Genomic DNA, 22,642 nt, shown 5'->3' with positions numbered 1-22,642 from the left:
TCATGTCCCGATGCCCAAAGGGCGGTAAAAAATTAAAGGAAGAAATCCATACGGAAGTAGATCGGCGCTTCACGTTCAGTGATCGGCCCCGGTCGTTCCAAAGAGTGTGCAAAGGTCACTGTGGCCGCGACGTTCTTGCCGCGTGCAAACAGTTCCAGGGAATTGCTGGTCATGCGCCCATGCTGTTCGGCGTTGTAGCGACCGTGGCGGATCACGCCCTGGTCGTAGCCGAGGCTGGTGCCGTATTCGCTGAACACCGGCTGCATCCAGGCCCAGGTCACCGGGCGGCTCCAGCGCAAATCGTTGCGCCAGTAGCCGCCGCTGTCGCCGGACAGGCTTTGATCCTTGTAGCCGCGAATCGAGGACTGCCCACCCAGGCTCATGCGTTGCGGGCTGAACAGCACGTCTTCGCTGCGTTGGCCGGTCATCAGGCTGCTGAAGCTGAATGACTCGCCCCACAACTTGAACGGGTACAGGTAGCTCACTGTCGCGGTGTATTTGCGGTAGCGCGCATCCGCCTGGCCGGGCCGTGGGTTGTGGTTTGCCTGGGCGTCGAAGGCGCCGATGCCGTCCTGCATGCCCAGGTCGATGTTGAGGAACGAGCCGCCAATGCGCCGGCCATGGTTAATGCCAAATTGCGCTTCGCTGAGGCGGTTGCTGCTCAGGGCGAGCTTGCTGTCCTCGATGAAGTTGTTGGTGCGCAGGTAGGCCACGCCGGTGCTCAAAGAAGTCTTGCTCAGGGCGTCGCGGTGGACGACCCGCTCCAAGCGCAACTGGTGGCTCTGGCTGTCACCGGACTGCTTGAAGTTGAAGCCGCTGGCCTGGGCCAGGGAGCGGTATTCAGTCTCGCTGTAGCTGTAATTGAGGTTCCACCAGCCAAACGGCAGGTTGTAGTTGAGCATCGAGTTGCGCGAGGTCTTCTGGTGGTCGCTGACGGCATCGTGGCCGCCGCGCAGGGACAGTTGGTCGGCAAGGCCGAGAGGGTTATCCCAATCCAGGCTGGCGCCCCACTGCTGCTCGCCAGTGGCGCGCTGGCCGCCGTTGTGACGCGACAGGCCGACGCGCCAGGGTTTCTGCGGGGTGTTTTTGACCAGCACTTCGCTGCCGCCTACTTCTTTGCCAGGAGCCAACTCCATCTGGGCCTGGTTCGAGGGCAGACGATTCAGTTGATCCACCATCTGCTCGATTTCACGCAGGTTGAGCAATTCACCCTTTTTGCCTGGAAAACTCATCGCGAGTTGCCGGTCGGTGATGCCGCTGCCCTGCTCGCCCTTCAATCCTTCGAGCCTGCCTTCGACTACCTGGATCTTGAGCACGCCGCTGGAGAGGTCTTGTTGCGGCAGGTAGGCACGGCTGGTGACCAGTCCTTTGGCCAGGTAGTGGTCGGTGATGACCTTGAGCACCTCATTGAGTTGCGGTACCCCCAGGCATTGCCCGATGTAGGGCTGGATCAGCGCGTTGCGTTCGCGTTCAGACAGCGCGTCGGCACCGGTGAGTTCGATGGCCTTGATGGCGAAGCAGCGGGTGTCAGCAGGCGCTGTCGGTTTGGCAGGAGCGACGGCTTTGCCGGGCAGGTCCTTGAGTTCGTCGAGGCGGCGTTGTTGCTCTTGAAGCAGACGATCCTGGCGATCACGGATCAGATCAGTGACGCCCGGGGTGCTCTGCGGGGTCGCGCCTTGGGCCGTCCCGGCGAAGCCCAGGCAAAAACAAGCGGACAGCAGGCCGAGCCTGGTCCGGCGTACCAAACGCCACATTTCTAGATCCCTCTATATGGCGTAGTGCCATCAATGAGCGGCGATCTTAAGATGGCGATATAGTGGCGTCAATTAAATGTACAACTTTGTACCACTACCGACTCCAAGAGAATGGGTATTGCCGGCCTTGGGTGGGCCGACTGCTGCCTCTCACAACATCGGCCCTAAGCGGTCGCTCGCCGGTTAACGACGGACCATCGATTCGCCCAGACGTGTCAGAGCTGCACGTAGTTCTCGGTCATTACCTCCGAGCGCATTGCTGGCGATGGCTGCGTTTCTTAACAGGATCGACGCCGCATGTTCGATGTGTTCCTTGAGCAGACGGTCGGACGGACCGGACAAGGTCAGCGCCCCTTTCAACTCATGGCCCATGGCAAACACCGGCACTGATACGGCGGTAGTTTCCGGGTCCCGCTCGCCGAAGGAACAGGCCCAGAAGCGTTCGCGGACCTCGGTCAATGCAGGCTCCGCATCGCGGGAAAAGGCCCGAAGGATCTTACCTGACGCTCCGGCCTGCAACGGAAAGCGCGCGCCTTCCAGCACCGAAACCCGCACCGCACGCTTGGGCTCGACCCGAAACAACACGACGCGGCTGCCGTTTTCCAGCACGTAGAACGAAGAGGTTTCACCGCTTTCCTCAGTGATCGATTCCAGCAAGGGGTGAATCACGTCGCGCAGTCGGAACGAGCTCTGGTACAGCTGCGACAACCGCAGAGGCTCAGGGCCGACCGAGTAACGACCATCGGTGAGGCGACGGACGAACCCGGCTTTTTCCAGCGAGGCGATCAGGCGCAGGATGGTGCTTTTGTACAACCCCGTCCGCCGCGCGATTTCGGCCAGGGCCAGACAGTCCTGCTCGATGCTGAAGGCCGACAAAATGGCAAATGCGCGGTCGACGGCAGCCACGCCGCCTTCAGCATTGGCGGCCTGGTCGGAAAGGTTTTTTTCAGATTCGGTAGTCATAGACACTCATTGTCGATTCGTCGCTCGTAGGCGGCGGATGATTCGCAAACCACCCCGCCAACCCGCAAGACAATATCAGAGCCGCCCGATCCCTTCTGAAAAAAGTGCAGCCGCTGCTCACTACTCGCGCAGGAAGAAGCGAAGCGAGACGACCATTGCTGCGGCAACGAACATGATGCAGCCCATGACCATAAGACCTGCGGTGAACGACCCGGTGTAGTCCTTCAAAAAGCCCATCAGGTAAGGCCCGACAAACCCGCCAAACGCGCCAATGGAATTGATCAGTGCGATTCCACCCGCTGCGGCTTGCCCGCGCAGGAACTTGCCCGGCAAAGTGTAGAAAATCGTCTTGCCGGCGATCGTGCCGATCAGCGCTAAAGTAATCCCTGCCAGTGCCGGAACCAGCGCGTCCATTCGCAGCGCCAGGATTAACGCAAAGCCTGCCAGCAGCATGGCCACGGTCAGGTTGAAAATGCCTTTGCCGGTACGGTCCACATGTTTGGCCCAGATCAGTAGCGCTACAGTGGCAAAGAAGTACGGAATGGCCGCAACCCAGCCGATCATGCTGACTTCGACACCATGGGCCTTGAGCATCTGCGGCAACCAGATACCGATGCCGTAAGAGCCCAGGGTGAAGCTGAAGGTGATCGAGCTGAGAATCCACACGCGTGGGTCTTTGAGTGCGGCCTTGAAGCCATGGCTGTGCTGACCTTTGCTCTGCTCTTCGGCGAGCATGCCGGTCAGCACATGGCGTTCTTCGGCGGTCAGCCATTTGGCCTCGGCCGGGTGGTTAGTCAGCACCTTCAAGGTAATCAAACCGAGGATGCACGCTGGCACCCCTTCGATGAGAAACATCCATTGCCAACCCGCAAGCCCGAGCAAACCGTGCATCTGCAACAGCCAGATCGACAGCGGCCCACCCACCAGAAACGAGATCGGCGTGGCCACGGTAAACCAGGCCAACACCCGCGTGCGGTATTGCGCGGGGAACCACAGGGTAAGGAAGAAAATCACGCCGGGAAAGAAGCCGGCTTCAGCGATGCCGAGGATCAAGCGCACAATATAGAAGCTGTACGGCCCGACGATCATCGCGGTGGCGGCAGCGGCCAGGCCCCAAGTGATCATGATCCGCGCCATCCACAGGCGGGCGCCGAAACGGTACATCGCCAGATTGCTCGGCACTTCGCACAGGCAGTAGCCGAAGAACATGATGCCCGCGCCAAGGCCGAACTGCGTGGCGGTCAGGCCCAACTGCTCGGTCATCTGCAACGCGGCGTAGCCGACGCTGGTGCGGTCCAGGTAATTGAAGAAATACGCCAGCGCGAGCAAGGGGATCAAGCGCCAGGCGGCCTTGTGCAGGACGCGGGTCTGCTCGGCATCCAGGGAGCGCACGCTGCTGATATCGCTGCTGTGCGGGGGTGTCGTGACGATGGCCATGACGGGTTTCCTCAGCATTTATTTTTATAAGGCTGACGGCGGGAATGTCCGTCAGCTACAGGAATCAGGAATCCCTTCCAGCGGTATCAGCGAACGATGCCACGCCCGCGCAACGCTTCGATGTCACCCGACGCGTAGCCCATTTCTTCGAGCAGCTCGGCAGAGTGACTGCCCATTTGCGGCACATTGAGGCGGGTATTGAAGCGACGACCATTCATCTCGAACGGCAGCATTGGCACCTTGACCGCGTCGCCATTCTCCAGCGTCAGATGGGCCAGCCCACCCGACTCGTTCAGGTGCCGGTCGTCGAACAGGTCCTGCGGCCGCTGGATCGGCGAAAACGGCAGGCCCGTCTGCTCGCACAGGTCCATGACCTCCTGCTTGCTCATTTGCGCCAGACGCTCGCGGACCTGCGGCAGAATCCTCGCCCGGGCCTGCACGCGCTGGGTGTTTTTCGCCAGTCCAGGGTCGCGCCCCAGCTCTGTAAAGCCAAAACCCTGGCAGAAATTGACCCACTGGCTGTCGCTCACCACGCCCATGAACACCTGCTCATCGCCCAGGGTATTGAACACGTCGTAGATCGCCCAGGCTGACAAACGACTGGGCATCGGCGCGGCAGGCTTGCCAGTGGTTGCCATCTGCATCATGTGTTGCCCCACCAGAAACGCTGAGTTCTCGAACAGCCCGGTCTGCACGAACTGCCCTTCCCCGGTGTTTTTGCGTTGCCACAGCGCCGCCAGAATCGAGATGGCGCTGAACATGCCGCCCATTACGTCATTGACCGAGGCACCGGCGCGTAGCGGGCGGCCTTCGGGACCCGTCATGTAGGCCAGGCCCGTCATCATCTGCACCACCTCGTCCAGCGCAGTGCGATGTTCATACGGCCCCGGCAGAAAGCCTTTCATCGAGCTGTAGATGATGTCCGGCTTGATCGCCTTGACCTGCTCGTAGCCCAGGCCGAGCTTGTCCATGGCGCCGGGACGAAAGTTCTCGGTGACCACATCGGCGCTTTCGATCAGCTTGCGCACCGCGGCCATGCCTTCCTCGGTCTTGATGTCGACCGCGAAGCTTTTCTTGTTGCGGTTGTAGGTCATCCAGTAGCCAGCGCCGGAGCCGGTCAGGCGACGCGTGTTGTCACCCTCGGGCGTCGGCTCGACCTTGATCACTTCAGCGCCGAGGTCCGCCAGCACCAGCCCACAGGTCGGGCCCATGACCATGTGCACGAACTCGACCACACGCACGCCTGCCAGCGGCAGCGCCTGAAGGTTCCGATTGAGCAGGCTCATCGCGCACCTCCGGCGTAATGGAAATTCTTGCCGACGCCTGCGTCAGGGATGAAGCCATACAGCGGCTCTCCTGGCAGGCCCTGTTTCAGCCAGGCGCGAGCGGCCACCAGCTTGTCGATGTCCACGCCGGTGCGCAGGCCCATGGACTCGAGCAGGTAGACCAGATCCTCGGTCACGATATTGCCCGACGCCCCCGGCGCATACGGGCAACCGCCGATACCGCCCTGAGAGGCATCGATGGTGGTGACGCCAACGTCCAGCGCCGCGACCACATTGGCCAGGCCCTGCCCACGGGTATTGTGAAAATGCGCGCTGCCGGCCTTGCTGCCGATCTCGTTGCGCAGACGGGTGAACACGCGACGCACCTGCGCCGGATTGGCGTACCCCACAGTGTCGGCGAGCCCGACTTCATCGACGCCCAGCTCGACCATCGTAAGGGCCATGCGCAGCACATCGTCCTCGGGCACCTCGCCCTGAATCGTGCAACCGAACACCGTCGACAGCCCGGCCTCGACCTCGACGTGCGGGAAGCGCTCGTTGCGCAGGGCCATCACCGTGCGCACTTCGTCGTAGACCTGTTGATGGGTCTTGCGGATGTTGGCCAGTGAATGGGGCTCGCTGACGGAAATGGGCAGGGTGATCTTTTGTACGCCCGCGTTGAACGCTGCCTCGGCGCCCTTGAGGTTCGGCACCAGCGCGGTAACGAATACGTCCGAACGCTGACGCATGTGTGCCACCAACTCGGCGGCATCGGCCATTTGCGGCAGCAGTCTGGGGGACACGAACGAGCCGACCTCGATCTCCTTCAAGCCTGCGTCGGCCAGGGCCGTCAGCCATTGAAGCTTGAGCGCAGTGGGCATGGTCGCGCTAATGCTTTGCAGGCCATCACGGGGGCCGACCTCGCTGATCAGGATGTCCAGGTTGTTATTAGAGTTCATCGCCGGGTCTCCGGGTGGTGGAATGCAATAGTTCTATCTGACAGAACACTGTTCTGAAATAATCATGAGCCGACAAAATCTCACTGTCAACGCCTCTCATCCCGAGCGATGCGCCAGGGCGCTCCCGAGAGCGTTGGGAGTGCCTGGTGATGAATGGCGAAATGAAAAACAGACAATCCCGGTGGGTTGACAGCTGAAAAAATAAAGTCGAACCTTGTTCTATCTGCAAACACAACGTTCTGTCAGATAGAACAAAAACAATAAGGCGAAAAGGTCTCGTCACCAGCAAGATCGGTGCTTTCCGTTCGCCCCCGTAGGAGCTGATCCTGTGAGCCTGTATGCCCCGCCTCGCGATTTGTCGACCCGCGTGTTCACCACGCTGCCCGAAGAATTCTGGAAAGACGGCGACTCCGACTGGGTACGCGCCAACAAACCAGGGCAGAAGGTCAAAAGCTTTCTCGAAGGGCCGTCCTTCGACCGGGACGGCAACCTGTACGTCACCGACATTCCCTACGGCCGCATCCTGCGCATCGACCCTCAAGGCCACTGGACGTTGATCGCCGAGTACGATGGCTGGCCCAACGGTTTGAAAATCCACCGCGACGGGCGGATTTTCATCGCCGATTACAAGCAAGGGATCCTGACGCTCGCTCCGCACACCGGCGCGGTGACGCCGTTCCTCACTCACAGTCGCAGCGAAGGCTTCAAGGGTGTCAACGACCTATTCTTCGATGCCGGCGGCAAGCTGTACTTCACCGATCAGGGCCAGACCGGGCAGCAGGACCCGACCGGTCGCGTCTACGCCTATGATCTGGAAAAGCAGACCCTCACGCGTCTGATCGACAACGGCCCGAGCCCCAACGGCCTTGTCATGGACCTCGCGCAGAACGCGCTCTTCGTGGCGATGACTCGGGGCAACGCTGTCTGGCGCCTGCCGATCCAACGCGACGGCGGCACCAGCAAGGCGGGCATTTTCACCGCCATGGCCGGGGGCGTCAGTGGCGCCGACGGCATGGCGCTGGACAGCGAAGGCAATCTGTATGTGTGCGATGCCGGTAACGGCTGCGTCTGGGTGTTCGACCCTCACGCCGTGCCGCTGTACCGCATTCGCTCGTGCACCCAAGGCCGCACCCTGACCAACCTGGCGTTCGGTGGCGAGGGCAATCGGCAAATGTTCATCACCGACTCTTCTACCGGTTCCATCCTGGTCGCCGACCTGCCCCATAGCGGCCAGCCGATGTTCTCGCACCACTAAACCCGCAACACGCTGAATCCTGTGTGCCTGCCGCACCGGCTTCGTTCGGCCCGAAGAACGCGAGCCGTCCCGCGCTCGCCCCCTACAAAACCAATAAAAGGGATGCCCATGTTGATCTTTCTGAGCTACGCCATGATCGTCTGCTTCATGTACCTGATCATGAGCAAGCGCCTTTCACCGCTGGTGGCGCTGCTGCTGGTGCCGATCCTCTTCGGTTGCCTCGGCGGTTTCGCCACGCAACTGGGCGGCATGATGTACGACGGCGTGAAGATGCTCGCTCCCACTGGCATCATGTTGACCTTCGCGATCCTGTATTTCTGCATGATGACCGACGCCGGTCTGTTCAACCCGCTGATCAAGGTGCTGTTGCGGCTGGTCAAGGGCGATCCGCGCAAGATCGTTGTCGGCACCGCCGTGCTGGGGTTGTGCGTCGGCCTGGACGGCGACGGCGCAACCACGTACATCATCGCCACAGCAGCTTTTTTGCCGCTGTATCGTCTGACCGGCATTCGTTTGCAGGTCATGGCCACCGTGTTACTGCTGGCCATCGGGGTGATGAACATCCTGCCGTGGGCCGGGCCGTTTTCGCGAGCGGCCAGTGCCATGCACGTCGACATCACCGAGCTGTTTTTACAGATGGTTCCCATCATGATTGCTGGCGGTGTATGGGTGATTTTTGCCGCCTGGTGGCTAGGTCGAATGGAATACCGCCGTTTGGGTATTGTCAGCGTCAGCGAAGACAAGGTGCTCGAAGGCTACGCACACGTTCGCCTGAGCGACCCGAAATTTCTGTTCAATGGGGTCCTGACGGTCGCCCTCATCAGCTCGATGATGCTCAGCCTGATGCCGCTGCCGATCCTGTTCATGGTCGCCTTCGGCCTGGGTTGCCTGATCAACTACCCGACGCTCAAACAGCAGAAGGAAGTCATCGGTCGGCACGCCGACAACGTGCTGGCCGTGACCCTGCTGATTTTTGCGGCGGGCATCTTCGTCGGCATCATGGGCGGCACCGGGATGATCAAGGCTATCTCCGATAACCTGATCGCCATCCTGCCAGAGCAGGCTGGCCACGGCATGTCAGTCATCACCGCGCTGCTCAGCATGCCGTTCACCTACGTCCTGACCAACGACGCGTTCTATTTTGGAGTGCTGCCCATCCTCGCCGAAACCGCTGCCCACTACGGCATCGGCCCCCACGAAATGGCCATCGCATCGTTGATCGGCCAGCCAGTGCACCTGCTCAGCCCGCTGGTGGCCTCCACTTACCTACTGTGCGGGCTGCTGGACATTGACTATGGCGATAACCAGCGGGTCTCGCTGAAGTGGACCTTCGGCACCGTGCTGGTGATGTTGATCGCGGCCATCGCAACTGGCGCGATCACCGTCATAAACTGAATGCTCAACAGGTTGATTTGCGGATCTGGATGTCAATGCAGTGAGGCAATTTCAACAACCCTGAACCGGCTCTACCGTACAACCGCTCAGGAATCGCGCTGAGTGCCCTGGCGCAGCGCATCAAGATGTTGTTGGGCCTGGGCGGCTTGGCAATAGGCGTTGAGGATGCCTGCGATCTGGTCGTCATCCAGGGTATGGCCCTCATGCATCAGGCCGGCGGATTGAATCAGGATCTGCGGCTGGGGTTTGTTCAGGGCCAGCGCCTGGTTGCCGAACAGCTGTCGCGTGGCGCGATGCACAGGCAGGGGCGCACCGGGTCGCAAAATCAGTTTCTGCACGGTCAGCCAGCCTTCCTCACTGACGCTGACGTCGGCAATTTCGACGAGATCGACCGGCGCACTCAAGGTGTCCACAAACAACTGGCGGCGGGTCAGGCGCATAAAGGCATGTTGCCCGGCGTTGCGGTGCTGCCAAGTGAGCAGTACGAACACCACGGCCATCACCGCGGCACACACGGCCAAGCCGTTGTAACCTCGGTGCAGCCCGAAGCCCAGCAAGCCCAGGGCAATCAGCAAAAACAGCGGACCGCGCACCTTGTAACGGCGCGAATTGGTGAATTCGGTCTGCTCGGGCACGCGATGGATGACCTGCTCGAGTTCGGCAATCGCACGCTCGCGCTGAGCTTCGCGGGAGTCGGCATATTCCTGACTGAGTGTGCTGGCGAGATCCGACAGCGGATCGGAGGGTTGGGTCATGGGTCATTCTCCTTGAGCGATTGATATAGGCGGTGATACAGGCAGCCCGACATCGGAGGACGATGCATGGGTGAGTTGGCTGAACCAGTGGCGGTCGTGCTCGGTAGGCACGCGAGTGGCCTGGGCCAGCAGGTCGTCATCCAGTCGCACGCCCAGTTGCTGCATGCGCAGTGCTGTCGGTGGGTGCGTATCGAACGGGTGCGCGATGGCATGGTCCAGCGCTGCCTTGTCCAAGCGCAGCGGTGTATGAAGCAGGTGGTCGGCAAGTGCCTGGATCAGGTTCGGGTGGCGCTCGGTGAGCAGCGTGTGGATCTCACCGTCGAGCGCGATAACGCGTAACAGTGCCTGGCAGAATAAGCGCTCGCCGCCGATGTTGCCGCCCACCCTATCTGCGACCAATTCCTGGGCGCGGCCCCAGTGGTGCACCGCCAGTTGAAAGTGGTGCAGGAAACGCTGCGTCATCCAGATTGCCGGGCGCTCGACCCACGCCGGGTCGGCATCCCCAGCGCTGATATACGAAAAGTGCAGGCACATCAGGCTGAAATGCGCCCCGATCTCGCTGCCCCGTTCGGTGTCGCGACTGCTGAAATGGCCCAGCTCATGGCCGATGATCGACGCCGCTTCGGCCTGGCTCAGGCTCGAGAGGTAGGTCAGCGGCAAGTAAAGGGTGCGCCCGCTGAGCACGTCACCGGCGGGTCGCAGCGCGACATCGACGCTGGTGACGAAAAACGCCTGGTCGATGCCCACCACGATATGGTCGGGCACCGGCGCGCCGGCCGTATTGGCCAGTTGCTCAACCCATGCCCATAAGGCCGGTGCCTTGGCGCGCCCCAGGGTTTGGCCCAGAAACGCCGAGGAAGGCCGGTCCAAGGCGTGCCATTGCCGGCGCAGCCGCTCAATCAACCGGCAGCCTGTCCAGAGCACGGTAATCACTGGCACCGCCACCAACAGCATGAACCAGCCGCCGGCCTTGAAGTGGCTCCAGCCCCAGCTCAGTTCATACAGCAGGCACAGCGCCAGCGCGCAGACCAGCAGCCCGGTGTAGGCCACCAACCAGTGGCCCAGAGCACGCCAGCAGAGGAACAGACGGCCGTAAAGAAAATCCTTGGATTGCCGCGCGCGCCATGCGTCCAGCCGCATCTTGAGCCATGTTGAGAGCCCGGCCACCAACGCGGCGATGGCCAGCCAGTACGCCAACCCCGCCAGGGCCTGACGCACACGCAGCCAGGCGTAGTCGCCGTTGACACTTTGCGCCTCCCGCAGCACTTCATCGGCGCGCCAGCTCTGCAGACTGGCCCACCCCATCAGGGCCAGCGGCAGTACCAGTATCGTCAGCGCCCACGACCACCGTGCGAATCGACCCACTGCTCAGTTGGCCTGCAAATAATCGGTCAGGAATGCCTGCGCATTGCCTTGGCTGGACAGGAACTCGTCATAGCCAACGTTCAACGCTTGAGCGTCTCCGGGCAAGTACAGCTCGCCCCAGCCTTGACGCAGCACCAGCACGACGAACTTCTGGCCGTCCACGGTGGTGGAATAGCGGGTGTCCTTGCCGGTCTTTTCCACGGCCATTTTCTGGATCTTCATGTTCCAGTCGTGGTCCACGCCCTCTACCTGCACCAGCGCCTGATTGTCACTGCGCGCGCCGATGCGCAGGGTCCAGACTTTCACGCCGCCTTCGCCGGCATAGGCCAGCACTTTTTCCGCGACTTCCGGGCGGTTGTCAGCCTGGGCGATCCCCGCGATCACGGCCAGAACCAGGCCCAGCAGCGCTGCCCACTTGCGATATATCAACATTTACGGCTTCCTCGACAGTTCAAAGCCGACCATTGAAATCAACGCGCCGACGCCTGCCAAGCGGTGCGGCCGTGGCGCACAATAATAAGGCCGTGGCTCACAACAACTGATCGGCCTGCCCGATGTCGATATCATGCAACGCTGCCCACCCGCTCTGACGGACGTTTTTGCCAATGGACCGCCGCAACCCCTATCTGGACACCCACTTCTGCTTCGATCACCCAGAGGCCCTGGACCAGGCCGGTGTATTCGATGACAGCGCGCAGCAGGTCATGGGCAGCGCGATCGGCCATTACCGTGCGCAGACGGTGCGGCCGCACCTGCAGTATTTCGACTGCGATCTGCAGTTCCCCGAACCGTTACGCATCCACAAGGTGCTGCCCGACAGCGTGTGCATCGTGCAGGTACTGGGTGGGCAATGGCAGCATCGGGTAGACGGTCGGCTAAATGAATACACCCCCGGCGCGCCCCATGTGCTGGGCTTGAGCGAAAGCATGGAAGCCATGGACCAGATGCCTGCCGGCAGCCGTGCGCGCATGGCCGGGCTGCGCATCGGCGGCGACTATCTGCGCCAATTGGCCGAAGAAGACCCGTCACTGCAATCGCTGGCCAGGCTGCTCGACGATGGCATGCACTTTTCAGAACTGCACGGCTGTCGCGCCGTCGGGCGTTTGTTCGAGCGCCTTTATCACTCGCCCTACCAGGGGGCGTTGGAACGGCTGAACCAGGAAAGCCTGAGCCTGGCCGTGCTGGTCGAGCTGGCCACGCACCTGGCGCCACAACCGGCCAAGCCCACGGCCCCGTTGCGCAGCCATTCGGACCTGGCACATGAAGCACGCTTCAAGCTCGACGCAAACCTGATGAAACCACCCGGCACGCTGGCGCTGGCACGGGAACTGGGCGTGGGTGAGACCACCCTCAGACGTGCCTTCAGCCGGGTGTACGGCCAATCGATGCTCGATTACGTGCGCCAGCAGCGCCTGGAACTGGCGCGCACCCTGCTGCGCCAGCGCAAATGGCACGTGGCGCAGATTGCCCACCGCCTGGGGTACGCCAACCCTGCCAACTTCAACCACGCCTACAAGGCGTATTTCGGTCATCCGCCAGGGGCTGAATCATGACGTTCGCTACGCCAACCCTGCCGTCTTTGGTTGAAACCACTGCAGCGACTTTCATGGGGCTTCCCTCTGAATCGTAGGATCAGAGACGGCTTCATGCGGGTCACGCTGTGCGCTTTGATCACCCTCAGAGAAATCCAAGGCAAAAAAAAGCCTGCATCGCTGCAGGCTTCTCTTTATGTCGCTATCTGGCTCCACGACCTGGACTCGAACCAGGGACCCAATGATTAACAGTCATTTGCTCTACCAACTGAGCTATCGCGGAATGCGCCGTATGTTACTGATTGAAAAGGAGAAGTCAAGCTTTCTCTGGCACTCGGCGTGATTAAACCGGATGGCCGGTTGAAACGGCGTGCTCCCTGGCCAGTTCCAGCCAGGCCAGGGCGGCGGGTGGCAGGTGGGCGCTGGCGCGCCAGGCCAGGGCGATGTGCCAGTCGGTGTGGGGTTCGTCCAGGGGGATCAGGGCGATGCCGGGGTGTTGGTGTTTGTGCGCCAGCATGCGTGGCACGAAGGCTACGCCCAGGCCGGCGGCGACCAGGTCGATGATGAAGTCGATCTGCCCGCTGCGGGCGGTCACCTTGGGGGTGACGCCTTTGCGCTCGCAGGCGGCGAGAATCTTGGCGTTGAGGGCGAAGCCGGCTTCAAACAGGATGAACGGCGAATCGGCCAGGTCGGTGAAGTCGATACGTTCAAGGCGGGCCAGCGGGTGGCTGATGGGCAGCACCGCCATCAACGGTTCGTTGCGCACGGGCTGGAAGTCGAAGTCTTCGTCCACCGGCAGCAGCAGCGCAGCCAGGTCGACCTCCCCTGCTTCCAGGCATTCGCGCAGTTTTTTGCTGCCGTATTCGGTCAGTTCGATGTCGATGTCCGGGTAACGGCTGCGGTAGGTGGCGAACATCGTCGCGAACAGCACGCCGCAACCCCACCGGCGGCAGGCCGATGCGCAGTACGCCGCGCTTGAGGCCACACAGGTCGTTGATCTCGGCCACCAGGTCATTGCGCTCGGCGAGCAGCACCAGGGCGCGACGGTAGGCAATTTCGCCGGCCGCCGTGAGTTCGTTGCGATGGCCCAGGCGATTGAGCAGCGGCGTGCCCAGTTCGTCTTCCAGGGTCTTGACCGCCTTGCTCACGCTGGATTGAGTCAAGGACACCACCTCGGCAGCCTGGGAAAATCCGCCCTGGCGCACCACTTCAACAAAGGCACGCAATGTTCTCAGGTTCATCAGTATTCCTTTGGCGACTGGCTGCCAGCGATAAAAGTTGTTTTTATCATGCCAGAGAATTGCCTATCCTGAAGCCACCTTGCCCGTGGAGCCTCTAAAAATGATCATCTCGTCCGCCTCCGACTACCGCGCAGCCGCCAAGCGCAAGCTGCCGCGCTTCCTGTTCGACTACATCGACGGCGGCGCCTACGCCGAGCACACGATGCGTGCGAACAGTTCGGACCTGGCCGAGATCAGCCTGCGCCAGCGCATCCTGCGCAATGTGGACAACCTGAGCCTGAAGACCACGGTGTTCGGCCAGGAACTCGACATGCCGGTGATCCTCAGCCCGGTCGGCCTGACCGGCATGTATGCGCGGCGCGGTGAAGTGCAGGCGGCCAAGGCGGCGGCGAACAAGGGCATCCCGTTCTGCCTGTCGACGGTGTCGGTGTGCCCGATTGAAGAAGTGGCGTCGCAAAGTGCGCAAGCGATCTGGTTCCAGTTGTATGTGCTCAAGGACCGCGGCTTCATGCGCAACGCGCTGGAGCGCGCGCAAGCGGCCGGTGTGACGACGCTGGTATTTACCGTGGACATGCCCACGCCCGGCGCACGGTATCGCGATGCCCATTCGGGTATGTCCGGCCCGTTCGCCGCACAGCGACGCATGCTGCAAGCCGTCGCCAAGCCGCAATGGGCCTTCGATGTGGGGTTGATGGGGCGCCCCCATGACCTGGGTAATATCTCCAAATACCTGGGCAAACCCACCCACCTGGAAGACTACATCGGCTGGCTGGCGAACAATTTCGACGCGTCGATCAGCTGGAAAGACCTGGAGTGGATCCGCGAGTTCTGGAAAGGCCCGATGATCATCAAAGGCATCCTCGACCCCCAGGACGCCAAGGATGCGGTGAGTTTCGGCGCCGATGGCATCGTGGTCTCCAATCACGGCGGCCGCCAATTGGACGGCGTGTTGTCCACCGCCAAAGCCTTGCCGCCGATTGCCGATGCAGTGGGCGATGACCTCACCGTATTGGTGGATTCCGGCATCCGTTCCGGGCTGGATGTGGTGCGCATGCTCGCCCTGGGTGCCAAGGCGTGCCTGCTGGGACGCGCCACCGCCTACGCGCTGGCCGCCGATGGCCAGCACGGCGTGGAAAACCTGCTGGACATCTTTGCCAAGGAAATGCGCGTGGCCATGACCCTGACTGGCGTCACGTCCATCGCGCAGATCGACCGCACCACCCTGGTCTAACCCTGCTGTTCAACGATCCCGCGGGCCTTGAGTCGGGCCAGTTGCTCCGGTGACAAGCCCAACCGCTCGCCGAGGATGTCGTCGGTGTGCTGCCCCAGCCTCGGCGCCGGCCGCTGGTACTCCACGGGGGTGCCGGACATTTTGATCGGGCTGCCGACCATGGCGAACTCCGGGTTTTGCGGATGGGGGATCTTCACCATCAGGTTGCGCGCGATCACCTGGGGTTCTTCCAGGGATTGCGCGATGGAGTTGATCGCCCCCACCGGCACCTTCGAGGCATGGATACACGCCACCCACTCATCGGCACTGCGCCCCAGAAAGTGCGCCGAAAGCAGCGCGACTATCTCTTCGCGATGGGCCACGCGGTCGGCGTTGCGGCGAAAGCGTGGGTCGTCCGGCAGATGCGCCAGGCCGATGCTCTGGCACAGCGCGACAAACTGGCTGTCGTTGCCACAGGCGATGATGAAGTCGCGGTCGGCGGCACGGAACACCTGGTAAGGCACGATATTGGCGTGGGCATTGCCATAACGCTGCGGCACCTTGCCCGAGGCCAGGTAGTTCATGCTTTGGTTGGCCAAGGTCGCGACCTGCACATCCAGCAACGCCATATCAATGTATTGGCCCACGCCGGTGCGCTCACGGCTGAGCAGCGCGGCCTGGATCGCCACGGTGGAATACAGGCCGGTCATCAGGTCGGAGAACGCCACGCCGACTTTTTGTGGGCCGCCGCCGGGCAGGTCATCGCGCTCGCCGGTGATGCTCATCAGGCCGCCGATGCCCTGGATGATGAAGTCGTAGCCCGGCTCCTCGGCACGCGGGCCGGTCTGGCCGAAACCGGTGATGGAGCAATACACCAGGCGCGGGTTGAGCTCGGCCAGGGTTGCGTAGTCCAGGCCGTAGCGGGCCAGGGAGCCTGCTTTATAGTTCTCGATCAACACATCGGAACTCGCCGCCAATGCCCGTACCAACTCCTGGCCTTCGGGAGTGGCAATGTCGATGGCCACGGATAACTTGCCGCGATTGGTCGACTGATAGTACGACGCCTCGCCGGACGACTCACCGGTGTCGGTCTTCATCCACGGCGGGCCCCAAGCACGGGTGTCGTCGCCGCTTTTCGGGCGTTCGATCTTGACCACTTCCGCGCCAAGGTCAGCCAACACTTGCCCACACCAGGGGCCGGCCAACACACGGCTCAGATCCAGCACCCGCAAACCTGTCAATGCACCCATTGTTCTTATCCTGTGAGGTTGGGAAATCAGCCGGCTTTCGGCGCTTCATGGCGCAGGGAAATCCCCAGCAGCGCCCGCCGCCGCAACCACGGGCTGGGGCGGTAGCGCGGGTCGTGGGTGAGCTCGCTCATGCGCTGCAAAATCGTGAGCAGGCGTCGTGGCCCGAGGGCATCGCCCCAGGCCAGCGGGCCGCTGGGGTAGCCCAGGCCGAGCTGCACGGCCTGGTCGATATCCTCGACACTGGCGATGCGCTGCTGGGCAATGTCGCAGGCGAGGTTGACCACCATCGCCAAGGTGCGTTGGGCCACAAAACCAACGCTGTCGCCGATCACCGTGACGCCCACACCATCCGCTGCGAGCAAGGCGTGAGCGGCATCGCGCATCGCCGGGGCCGTCAGCGGGTTTTGCATCAGCGTGCGGTGGCGCGACAGGTCCGTCAGCACATCGATGCACAGCGTGCGCGCCGGGTCGGTATCGAAGTGCACGCACGTGCTGGTGGCATCGCGGCCGTAAGGCGCCAATAGGCATAACGCCTGTGGCGACGGTTGCGCAGCGTGTTCCAGATGGGCGCCCAGGTCGATCACCAGGGCACTCAAGCGCTCGTAGTCTTCACTGTTTTCCGTGGCGATCCACACCGGTGGCAGCGGTTGCACCGTGGGCACCGGCTGGGGTTGCGGGCCGTTGATGAGCTGGCCGTGTTCATACTGATAGAAGCCGTGCCCGGTCTTGCGCCCCAGGCGGCCGCCCACCAGCATCTGCCGGGTCAGGAGCGACGGTTTGTAGCGGGGCTCCTGGTAGAACTGGTTGTAGATCGACTCCATCACCGGGTGCGACACGTCCAGGCCGGTGAGGTCCAGCAGCTCCAGCGGCCCCATGCGAAACCCGGCGCCGTCGCGCAGGATACGGTCGATATCGCCGCGCTCGGCGATGCCTTCTTCCAGCATCTTCAGGGCTTCGGTGCCGTAGGCCCGGCCGGCGTGGTTGACGATGAAACCAGGCGTGTCCTTGGCGCGCACGCCGCGATGGCCGGTGCGTGCAACCAGGGCCAGCAATGCCTCACCGACCTTGGGCGCGGTGGCCAGGCCATCGATCACCTCCACCACGCGCATCAACGGCACCGGGTTGAAGAAGTGCAGGCCCGCCACACGCTCGGGGTGCCGGCAACCAGTGGCGATGGCCGTGACGGAGAGTGAAGACGTGTTGGTCGCCAGGATGCACGTGGGGCTGACAATACCTTCAAGCTGTTGCAACAGGCCGCGTTTGGCGTCGAGGTTTTCCACGATGGCTTCGACCACCAGGTCGCAATCGCGCAGATCCTCAAGGCGGTCGATCACCTGCAAGTTGGCCAACGCTGCGTCCACCGCCGCCTGGCTGATCTTGCCCTTGCCCACCAACTTCGCAAATGTACCACCGAGGCTGTCACGAGCCGCTTGCGCAGCGCCGTCGCGAGCATCGAACAGGCATACCCGAACACCGGCCTGAGCAGCGATTTGCGCAATGCCCGCGCCCATGACACCGGTGCCCACCAGGCCCATCGTGTTGATAGCGTCGCTCATGCTTATTCCCCCCGGTACTGCGGCGTGCGTTTTTCGAAGAACGCCGCAGCGCCCTCCTTCTGGTCCTTGGAGTCGAACAACAATTGGAACGCCTTGCGCTCCAGCACCAGGGCGCTTTCCAGCGGCAGGTCGGCACCGGCCAGCATCACCTCCTTGATCTGCTCCACCGCCAACGGCGGCAGCGCGGCGATCAGCGCGGCCAGTTCCAGGGCGCGGGGCAGTGTCTGATCGTCGCTGACCATCTCGCTGAGCATGCCCATGGCCAAGGCTTCCTTCGCGCTGACCATGCAGCCGGTGAGCGCAATGCGCATCGCCTGGAATTTACCCACCGCCCGCACCAGCCGCTGGGTGCCGCCCGCCCCCGGCATCAAGCCCAGCTTGACCTCCGGCTGGGCAAACCGCGCCGATTCACCCGCCACGATCAGGTCGCAATGCATCGCCAGCTCACAGCCACCGCCCAGGGCAAAACCATTGACGGCCGCGATCACCGGCTTGGGGCAGCGACTGATGGCTTCCCACAGATATTCGGTGTGGCGGCGGTACATATCGATCGCCCCGGCGGCGGCGAACTCCTTGATATCCGCGCCAGCGACGAAGAACTGTTCGCCCCCCGTCAGCACAATAGCGCGCACATCCTGACGGCGAGCCAAAGCGCGGAAGTGCTCGGCGAGCGCCTCACGTACCTGGGCATTCAGGGCGTTCTTGACTTCGGGTCGATGGATACGGACCACGGCCACGCCATTGTCCTGGACATCGAGGGTCACCACGGGTGGGTTAGCGTTGGTCACATTGACTCCTGCTGCACTGTTCTTGTTAGTTGGATTGCGCATGTTTCGCTATGCGAAATAACATTCCGTATTTATCGATAATCATAAGTATCGTCCCCACAGGTGTAAACGTAAAAACCCGAACTCATGCACATACAGTCTTTAACCTGCTGTTTTATCGGGGTTTATCGCATCAAATAATCGCCAAGCAAAAAGTTGCTTAGTTTCGCTGTGCGGAATACTATTTTGTTTTGTTGATTTTATAAAAAAATGAGGCTTAACATGCGCCGTCGAAACCCGGACTCGGACAACAACCAAGTCCCAGCAGGCAACAACGCCTTCGAGCATTTGTTGATTGACCCGATGCACAGCGATGAGGAGGAAGACAAGGACCGCCAGTTCGTCACCGCCCTGGCCCGTGGCCTGGAACTGCTGCGCTGTTTCACGCCGAGCGAGAGTGTGCTGGGCAACCAGGAACTGGCGCGCAAGACCGGGCTGCCGAAACCGACGATCACCCGCATGACCCACACCCTGACCCGCTTGGGTTACCTCAGGCACCTGCCGCAGTCGGGCCGGTACCAGTTGGAGGTGGGCGTGATGGCCTTCGGTTACGCCATGTTGTCGAACCTGTCGATCCGCGCCGTGGCCCACCCGTTGATGGAGACCATGGCCAAGTACGCCCAGGCGGCCGTCGCGATGGCCACCCGCGACCGCCTCGACGCGGTGTACCTGGATGTGGTCCAGGGCGAAGCCAACATGACCATGCGCCGCCAGGTCGGTACACGGTTACCGTTGCACCTGAGTTCAGCAGGCCGCGCCTGCCTGGCAGCGATGCCGGAAAACGAGCGGGAGTTCATTCTCGACCACATCCGCCAGCGCCATCTGGAGGACTGGCCGAACATCCGCAAGGGGCTGGAACGCGCCTTCCGGGACTACACCGATTTCGGCTATTGCATGTCGATCGGTGAGTGGCACCGCGATGTCAACGCCATCGCCGTACCGCTGCGACACGCACAACACGGCTTGCTGGCGTTCAACTGTGGCGGACCGAGTTTCCACCTCTCCCGGGAGAAACTCGAAGACGACATCGGCCCCCGCCTCAAGCACATGGTGAACAATATCGAGGCCGCCACGCGCTAGCTGGACAGGTGCATGGCCTCGGCAGATTGACGATAACAGGCCCGCCGAACGGGCCGCTGAGGGCTGCACATGATCCGAGACGCACAAACCCTGCATATCCTGGTGGACGCCATTGCGCAGTTCGTCGATGAAGCGCTGATCCCACGGGAAAACGAAGTCGCCGAAACCGATGAAATCCCGGCGGACATCATCAGCCAATTCCAGGACATGGGCCTGTTCGGCCTGACCATTCCCGAAGCCTACGGCGGCCTGGGCCTGACCATGGAAGAAGAGGTGACCATCGCCTTTGAACTGGGGCGCACCTCCCCGGCCTTCCGTTCGTACTTCGGCACCAACAATGGCATCGGCTCCATCGGCATCCTGCTCGACGGCACCGACGCGCAGAAGGAACATTACCTGCCGCTGCTGGCCAGCGGCGCGCTGCTCAGCTCGTTCTGCCTCACCGAACCCGACTCCGGCTCCGACGCCGCCTCGCTGAAAACCACCGCCGTACGCGATGGCGACCACTACGTGATCAACGGCACCAAGCGCTTTATCACCAACGCACCCCACGCCGGGATTTTCACGGTGATGGCGCGAACCGACCCGGCGATCCGCGGCTCGGGCGGTATCAGCGCGTTCATCATCGAACGTGACACGCCAGGCCTGTCCCTGGGCAAGCGCGATCACAAGATGGGCCAGCACGGCGCGCACACCAGCGACGTGATCTTCGACAACGTCCGCGTGCCAGCCAGCCAGTTGATCGGTGGCGTGGAAGGCGTGGGTTTCAAGACCGCCATGAAGGTCCTCGACAAAGGCCGCCTGCACATCGCCGCCGTCAGCGTGGGCGCCGCCGAGCGCATGCTGGGTGACGCGCTGAACTACGCGATCGAACGCAAGCAATTCGGCCAGCCGATTGCCGAGTTCCAGCTGATCCAGGCCATGCTCGCCGACAGCAAGGCCGAAATCTATGCGGCGCGCTGCATGGTGCTCGACGCCGCCCGCAAGCGTGACGAAGGCCGGGACATCGGCACCGAAGCTTCTTGCTCGAAGATGTTCGCCACCGAGATGTGCGGTCGCGTCGCTGACCGCTGTGTGCAGATCCACGGCGGCGCCGGCTATATCAGCGAGTACGCCATTGAACGTTTCTACCGAGATGTGCGCCTGTTCCGCCTCTACGAAGGCACCACGCAGATCCAGCAATTGGTGATTGCCCGCAACATGATTCGTGCGGCGCAACGCTGAGCACCACCCATACCCAATGCCCTAACAACTACAACAAGGTATCGCTATGGAAGTCGCCGCATCGGCGGGCGCGTTGTCGCCTGCAAAAAGCAAACTGTGGATCATTGTCTTTATCTTCTGCTTCCTCGGCCTGTTGATCGATGGCGCAGACCTGATGTTGCTGTCCTACAGCCTCAGCAGCCTCAAGGCCGAGTTCGGCCTGACCAGCGTCGAGGCCGGCAGCCTGGGCAGTTTCACCCTGGCAGGCATGGCTATTGGTGGCATCTACGGGGGCTGGGCCTGTGACCGCTTCGGCCGGGTCAAAACCGTGGTGTGGAGCATCGTGCTGTTCTCCGTGGGCACGGCGATCCTGGGCATGACCCACAGCTATTGGCAGTTCGCGAGCACGCGGTTTTTCGCCTCCCTCGGCCTGGGCGCGCTGTATGTGGCGTGCAACACGTTGATGGCCGAATACGTGCCGACCCGCTACCGCACCACCGTGCTCGGCACCCTGCAGGCTGGCTGGTCGGTGGGGTACATCGTCGCCACGCTGCTGGCAGGCTGGATCCTGCCCGAACACGGCTGGCGCTGGTTGTTCTACGTGGCGATCATCCCGGTGATCCTCGCCGTGCTGATGCAACGCCTGGTGCCAGAGCCTCAAGCCTGGCTGACCGCACGCGCCGAGCGCGCGCAGGAGAAAGCCAATGGCACCCTGCAAGCCCAGCAGAAAAAGCCCGACGGCATGTTCAAGCTGATCTTCAGCGACCCCAAGGCCAGCCGCATGTTCCTGCTCTGGGCCTTGACCGCAGGCTTCCTGCAGTTCGGCTACTACGGTGTGAACAACTGGATGCCGTCCTACCTGGAAAGCGAACTGGGGATGAACTTCAAGTCGATGACCAGCTATATGGTCGGCACCTACGCCGCGATGATCTTCGGCAAGATCCTTGCGGGGTTGGCGGCGGACCGCCTGGGACGTCGCGCCGTGTTTGCGTTTGGCGCCCTGGGCACGGCGGTCTTCCTGCCGGTCATCGTGTTGTTCCAGAGCCCGGAGAACATCTTGTGGATGCTGGTGGTGTTCGGTTTCCTGTACGGGATTCCCTATGGCGTGAATGCCACCTACATGACCGAAAGCTTCGAGGCGAAGTTTCGTGGTTCGGCAGTGGGCGGGGCCTACAACATCGGGCGCATTGGTGCGGCAGTGGCACCGGCAGCCATTGGTTTCCTGGCGTCCCACGGCTCCATCGGCATGGGGTTCCTGGTAATGGGCGGCGCGTACTTCATCTGCGGCGTCATCCCGGCGTTGTTTATTCGCGATAAACAGTTCGATCCGCAAAAACAGTAAGCGCGGTGCCCGCTTGCCAAATAACTGGCGTCATCCTTCGGAGACTGTTTTTAACGATAAAAACAGTCGCTTGATTTGTAAGGCTTTTTATTTAATTGAACGAATGTGGCATGAAACTCGCTCTAACCCTCTCCAAGCAGGTTAAGCGATGACAAGACGTGCGGCAGTGCCCAGGGGTTATAACCCACGGTAAAGCGGTCTAGACTGTAATTCATGTTTTACGGAACTGAAGGAACAGTAAGACGCCTGGCAT

The 22,642-nt window shown here is 61.9% G+C and carries 18 protein-coding genes, 1 tRNA gene and 1 pseudogene; 7 read left to right on the top strand and 13 right to left on the bottom strand.

The genetic code is table 11. The features are described 5' to 3' along the window. Window positions 1-32 precede the first annotated feature (32 nt). The 5 genes from BMX59_RS14440 to BMX59_RS14420 all read right to left on the bottom strand — a co-directional run bounded on the left by BMX59_RS14440 (window position 33) and on the right by BMX59_RS14420 (window position 6,378). A complete protein-coding gene (locus BMX59_RS14440) occupies window positions 33-1,754 on the bottom strand; it encodes a ShlB/FhaC/HecB family hemolysin secretion/activation protein (RefSeq protein ID WP_093122518.1) in 1,722 nt (573 codons plus the stop codon). Window positions 1,755-1,937: 183 nt separating this feature from the next. Further along, complete coding sequence (locus BMX59_RS14435; protein ID WP_058424969.1) at window positions 1,938-2,717, bottom strand: IclR family transcriptional regulator; 780 nt, start codon at window positions 2,715-2,717, stop codon at window positions 1,938-1,940. Between the two features lie 120 nt (window positions 2,718-2,837). After that, complete coding sequence (locus tag BMX59_RS14430) at window positions 2,838-4,154, bottom strand: MFS transporter (RefSeq protein WP_058424970.1); 1,317 nt, start codon at window positions 4,152-4,154, stop codon at window positions 2,838-2,840. 86 nt (window positions 4,155-4,240) lie between these two features. Further along, on the bottom strand, window positions 4,241-5,440 hold the full coding sequence (locus BMX59_RS14425; RefSeq protein ID WP_071492793.1) for a CaiB/BaiF CoA transferase family protein: 1,200 nt from the start codon (window positions 5,438-5,440) through the stop codon (window positions 4,241-4,243). Continuing rightward, entirely contained in the window at window positions 5,437-6,378 is a 942-nt protein-coding gene (locus BMX59_RS14420) for a hydroxymethylglutaryl-CoA lyase (protein WP_071492792.1), read from the bottom strand. The genes BMX59_RS14425 and BMX59_RS14420 overlap by 4 nt, the downstream gene beginning before the upstream one ends. Before the next feature lie 328 nt (window positions 6,379-6,706). Here BMX59_RS14420 and BMX59_RS14415 point away from each other — a divergent pair, with 328 nt between their 5' ends. Together BMX59_RS14415 and BMX59_RS14410 are read left to right on the top strand one after the other, a co-directional pair. Beyond that, window positions 6,707-7,633 carry an SMP-30/gluconolactonase/LRE family protein gene (locus BMX59_RS14415; protein ID WP_093122513.1) on the top strand — a complete coding sequence of 309 codons (927 nt, stop codon included), beginning with the start codon at window positions 6,707-6,709 and terminating at the stop codon, window positions 7,631-7,633. 108 nt (window positions 7,634-7,741) lie between these two features. Next, complete coding sequence (locus BMX59_RS14410) at window positions 7,742-9,028, top strand: CitMHS family transporter (RefSeq protein WP_093122509.1); 1,287 nt, start codon at window positions 7,742-7,744, stop codon at window positions 9,026-9,028. Window positions 9,029-9,114: 86 nt separating this feature from the next. On the opposite strand, the gene BMX59_RS14405 is transcribed toward BMX59_RS14410, so the two are convergent. From BMX59_RS14405 to BMX59_RS14395, 3 genes are read right to left on the bottom strand one after another with little or no spacing between them, the layout of a single operon-like run. Next, window positions 9,115-9,783, bottom strand: a complete 669-nt coding sequence (locus BMX59_RS14405; RefSeq protein WP_256572961.1) for a hypothetical protein — start codon at window positions 9,781-9,783, stop codon at window positions 9,115-9,117. Window positions 9,784-9,786: 3 nt separating this feature from the next. Continuing rightward, entirely contained in the window at window positions 9,787-11,148 is a 1,362-nt protein-coding gene (locus tag BMX59_RS14400; RefSeq protein ID WP_256572960.1) for a M48 family metallopeptidase, read from the bottom strand. Window positions 11,149-11,151: 3 nt separating this feature from the next. Next, entirely contained in the window at window positions 11,152-11,580 is a 429-nt protein-coding gene (locus tag BMX59_RS14395) for a hypothetical protein (RefSeq protein WP_071492789.1), read from the bottom strand. A gap of 173 nt (window positions 11,581-11,753) precedes the next feature. Between BMX59_RS14395 and BMX59_RS14390 the strand changes: the two genes are divergently transcribed. Further along, complete coding sequence (locus BMX59_RS14390) at window positions 11,754-12,701, top strand: helix-turn-helix transcriptional regulator (protein WP_092243278.1); 948 nt, start codon at window positions 11,754-11,756, stop codon at window positions 12,699-12,701. Between the two features lie 186 nt (window positions 12,702-12,887). On the opposite strand, the gene BMX59_RS14385 is transcribed toward BMX59_RS14390, so the two are convergent. Beyond that, window positions 12,888-12,963, bottom strand: a tRNA-Asn gene (locus tag BMX59_RS14385). 60 nt (window positions 12,964-13,023) lie between these two features. After that, window positions 13,024-13,921 (bottom strand): annotated as a pseudogene (locus BMX59_RS14380) (LysR family transcriptional regulator). A 100-nt stretch (window positions 13,922-14,021) separates the two neighbouring features. Between BMX59_RS14380 and lldD the strand changes: the two are divergent. Continuing rightward, window positions 14,022-15,152, top strand: a complete 1,131-nt coding sequence (gene lldD, locus BMX59_RS14375; RefSeq protein WP_058424979.1) for an FMN-dependent L-lactate dehydrogenase LldD — start codon at window positions 14,022-14,024, stop codon at window positions 15,150-15,152. Here the strand turns inward: lldD and BMX59_RS14370 are convergent. Genes BMX59_RS14370 through BMX59_RS14360 form a run of 3 tightly spaced genes read right to left on the bottom strand, consistent with a single transcriptional unit; the run spans window position 15,149 to window position 18,767 of the window. After that, entirely contained in the window at window positions 15,149-16,381 is a 1,233-nt protein-coding gene (locus BMX59_RS14370) for a CaiB/BaiF CoA transferase family protein (RefSeq protein WP_092243269.1), read from the bottom strand. The two genes, lldD and BMX59_RS14370, sit on opposite strands and share 4 nt — an antisense overlap. 26 nt (window positions 16,382-16,407) lie before the next feature. Continuing rightward, window positions 16,408-17,937, bottom strand: a complete 1,530-nt coding sequence (locus BMX59_RS14365; protein WP_093122501.1) for a 3-hydroxyacyl-CoA dehydrogenase — start codon at window positions 17,935-17,937, stop codon at window positions 16,408-16,410. A gap of 2 nt (window positions 17,938-17,939) precedes the next feature. Next, window positions 17,940-18,767, bottom strand: coding sequence for an enoyl-CoA hydratase (locus tag BMX59_RS14360; RefSeq protein WP_371914372.1), 828 nt, complete (start codon window positions 18,765-18,767; stop codon window positions 17,940-17,942). A gap of 207 nt (window positions 18,768-18,974) precedes the next feature. On the opposite strand from BMX59_RS14360, the gene BMX59_RS14355 reads away from it, so the two are divergent. The 3 genes from BMX59_RS14355 to BMX59_RS14345 all read left to right on the top strand — a co-directional run bounded on the left by BMX59_RS14355 (window position 18,975) and on the right by BMX59_RS14345 (window position 22,389). After that, complete coding sequence (locus BMX59_RS14355) at window positions 18,975-19,844, top strand: IclR family transcriptional regulator (RefSeq protein WP_093122493.1); 870 nt, start codon at window positions 18,975-18,977, stop codon at window positions 19,842-19,844. Between the two features lie 69 nt (window positions 19,845-19,913). Beyond that, window positions 19,914-21,068 (top strand): acyl-CoA dehydrogenase family protein, encoded by a 1,155-nt coding sequence (locus BMX59_RS14350; protein ID WP_071490741.1) that lies wholly within the window; start codon window positions 19,914-19,916, stop codon window positions 21,066-21,068. A gap of 46 nt (window positions 21,069-21,114) precedes the next feature. Further along, on the top strand, window positions 21,115-22,389 hold the full coding sequence (locus BMX59_RS14345; RefSeq protein ID WP_093122489.1) for an MFS transporter: 1,275 nt from the start codon (window positions 21,115-21,117) through the stop codon (window positions 22,387-22,389). Window positions 22,390-22,642: the final 253 nt, after the last annotated feature.

It is taken from the genome of Pseudomonas sp. NFR09 (assembly GCF_900111535.1).
Classification (GTDB): Bacteria; Pseudomonadota; Gammaproteobacteria; order Pseudomonadales; family Pseudomonadaceae; genus Aquipseudomonas; species Aquipseudomonas extremorientalis.
The sequence above is the reverse complement of the archived record's forward strand: the minus strand, read 5'-3'. Positions and strand labels throughout refer to the sequence as shown.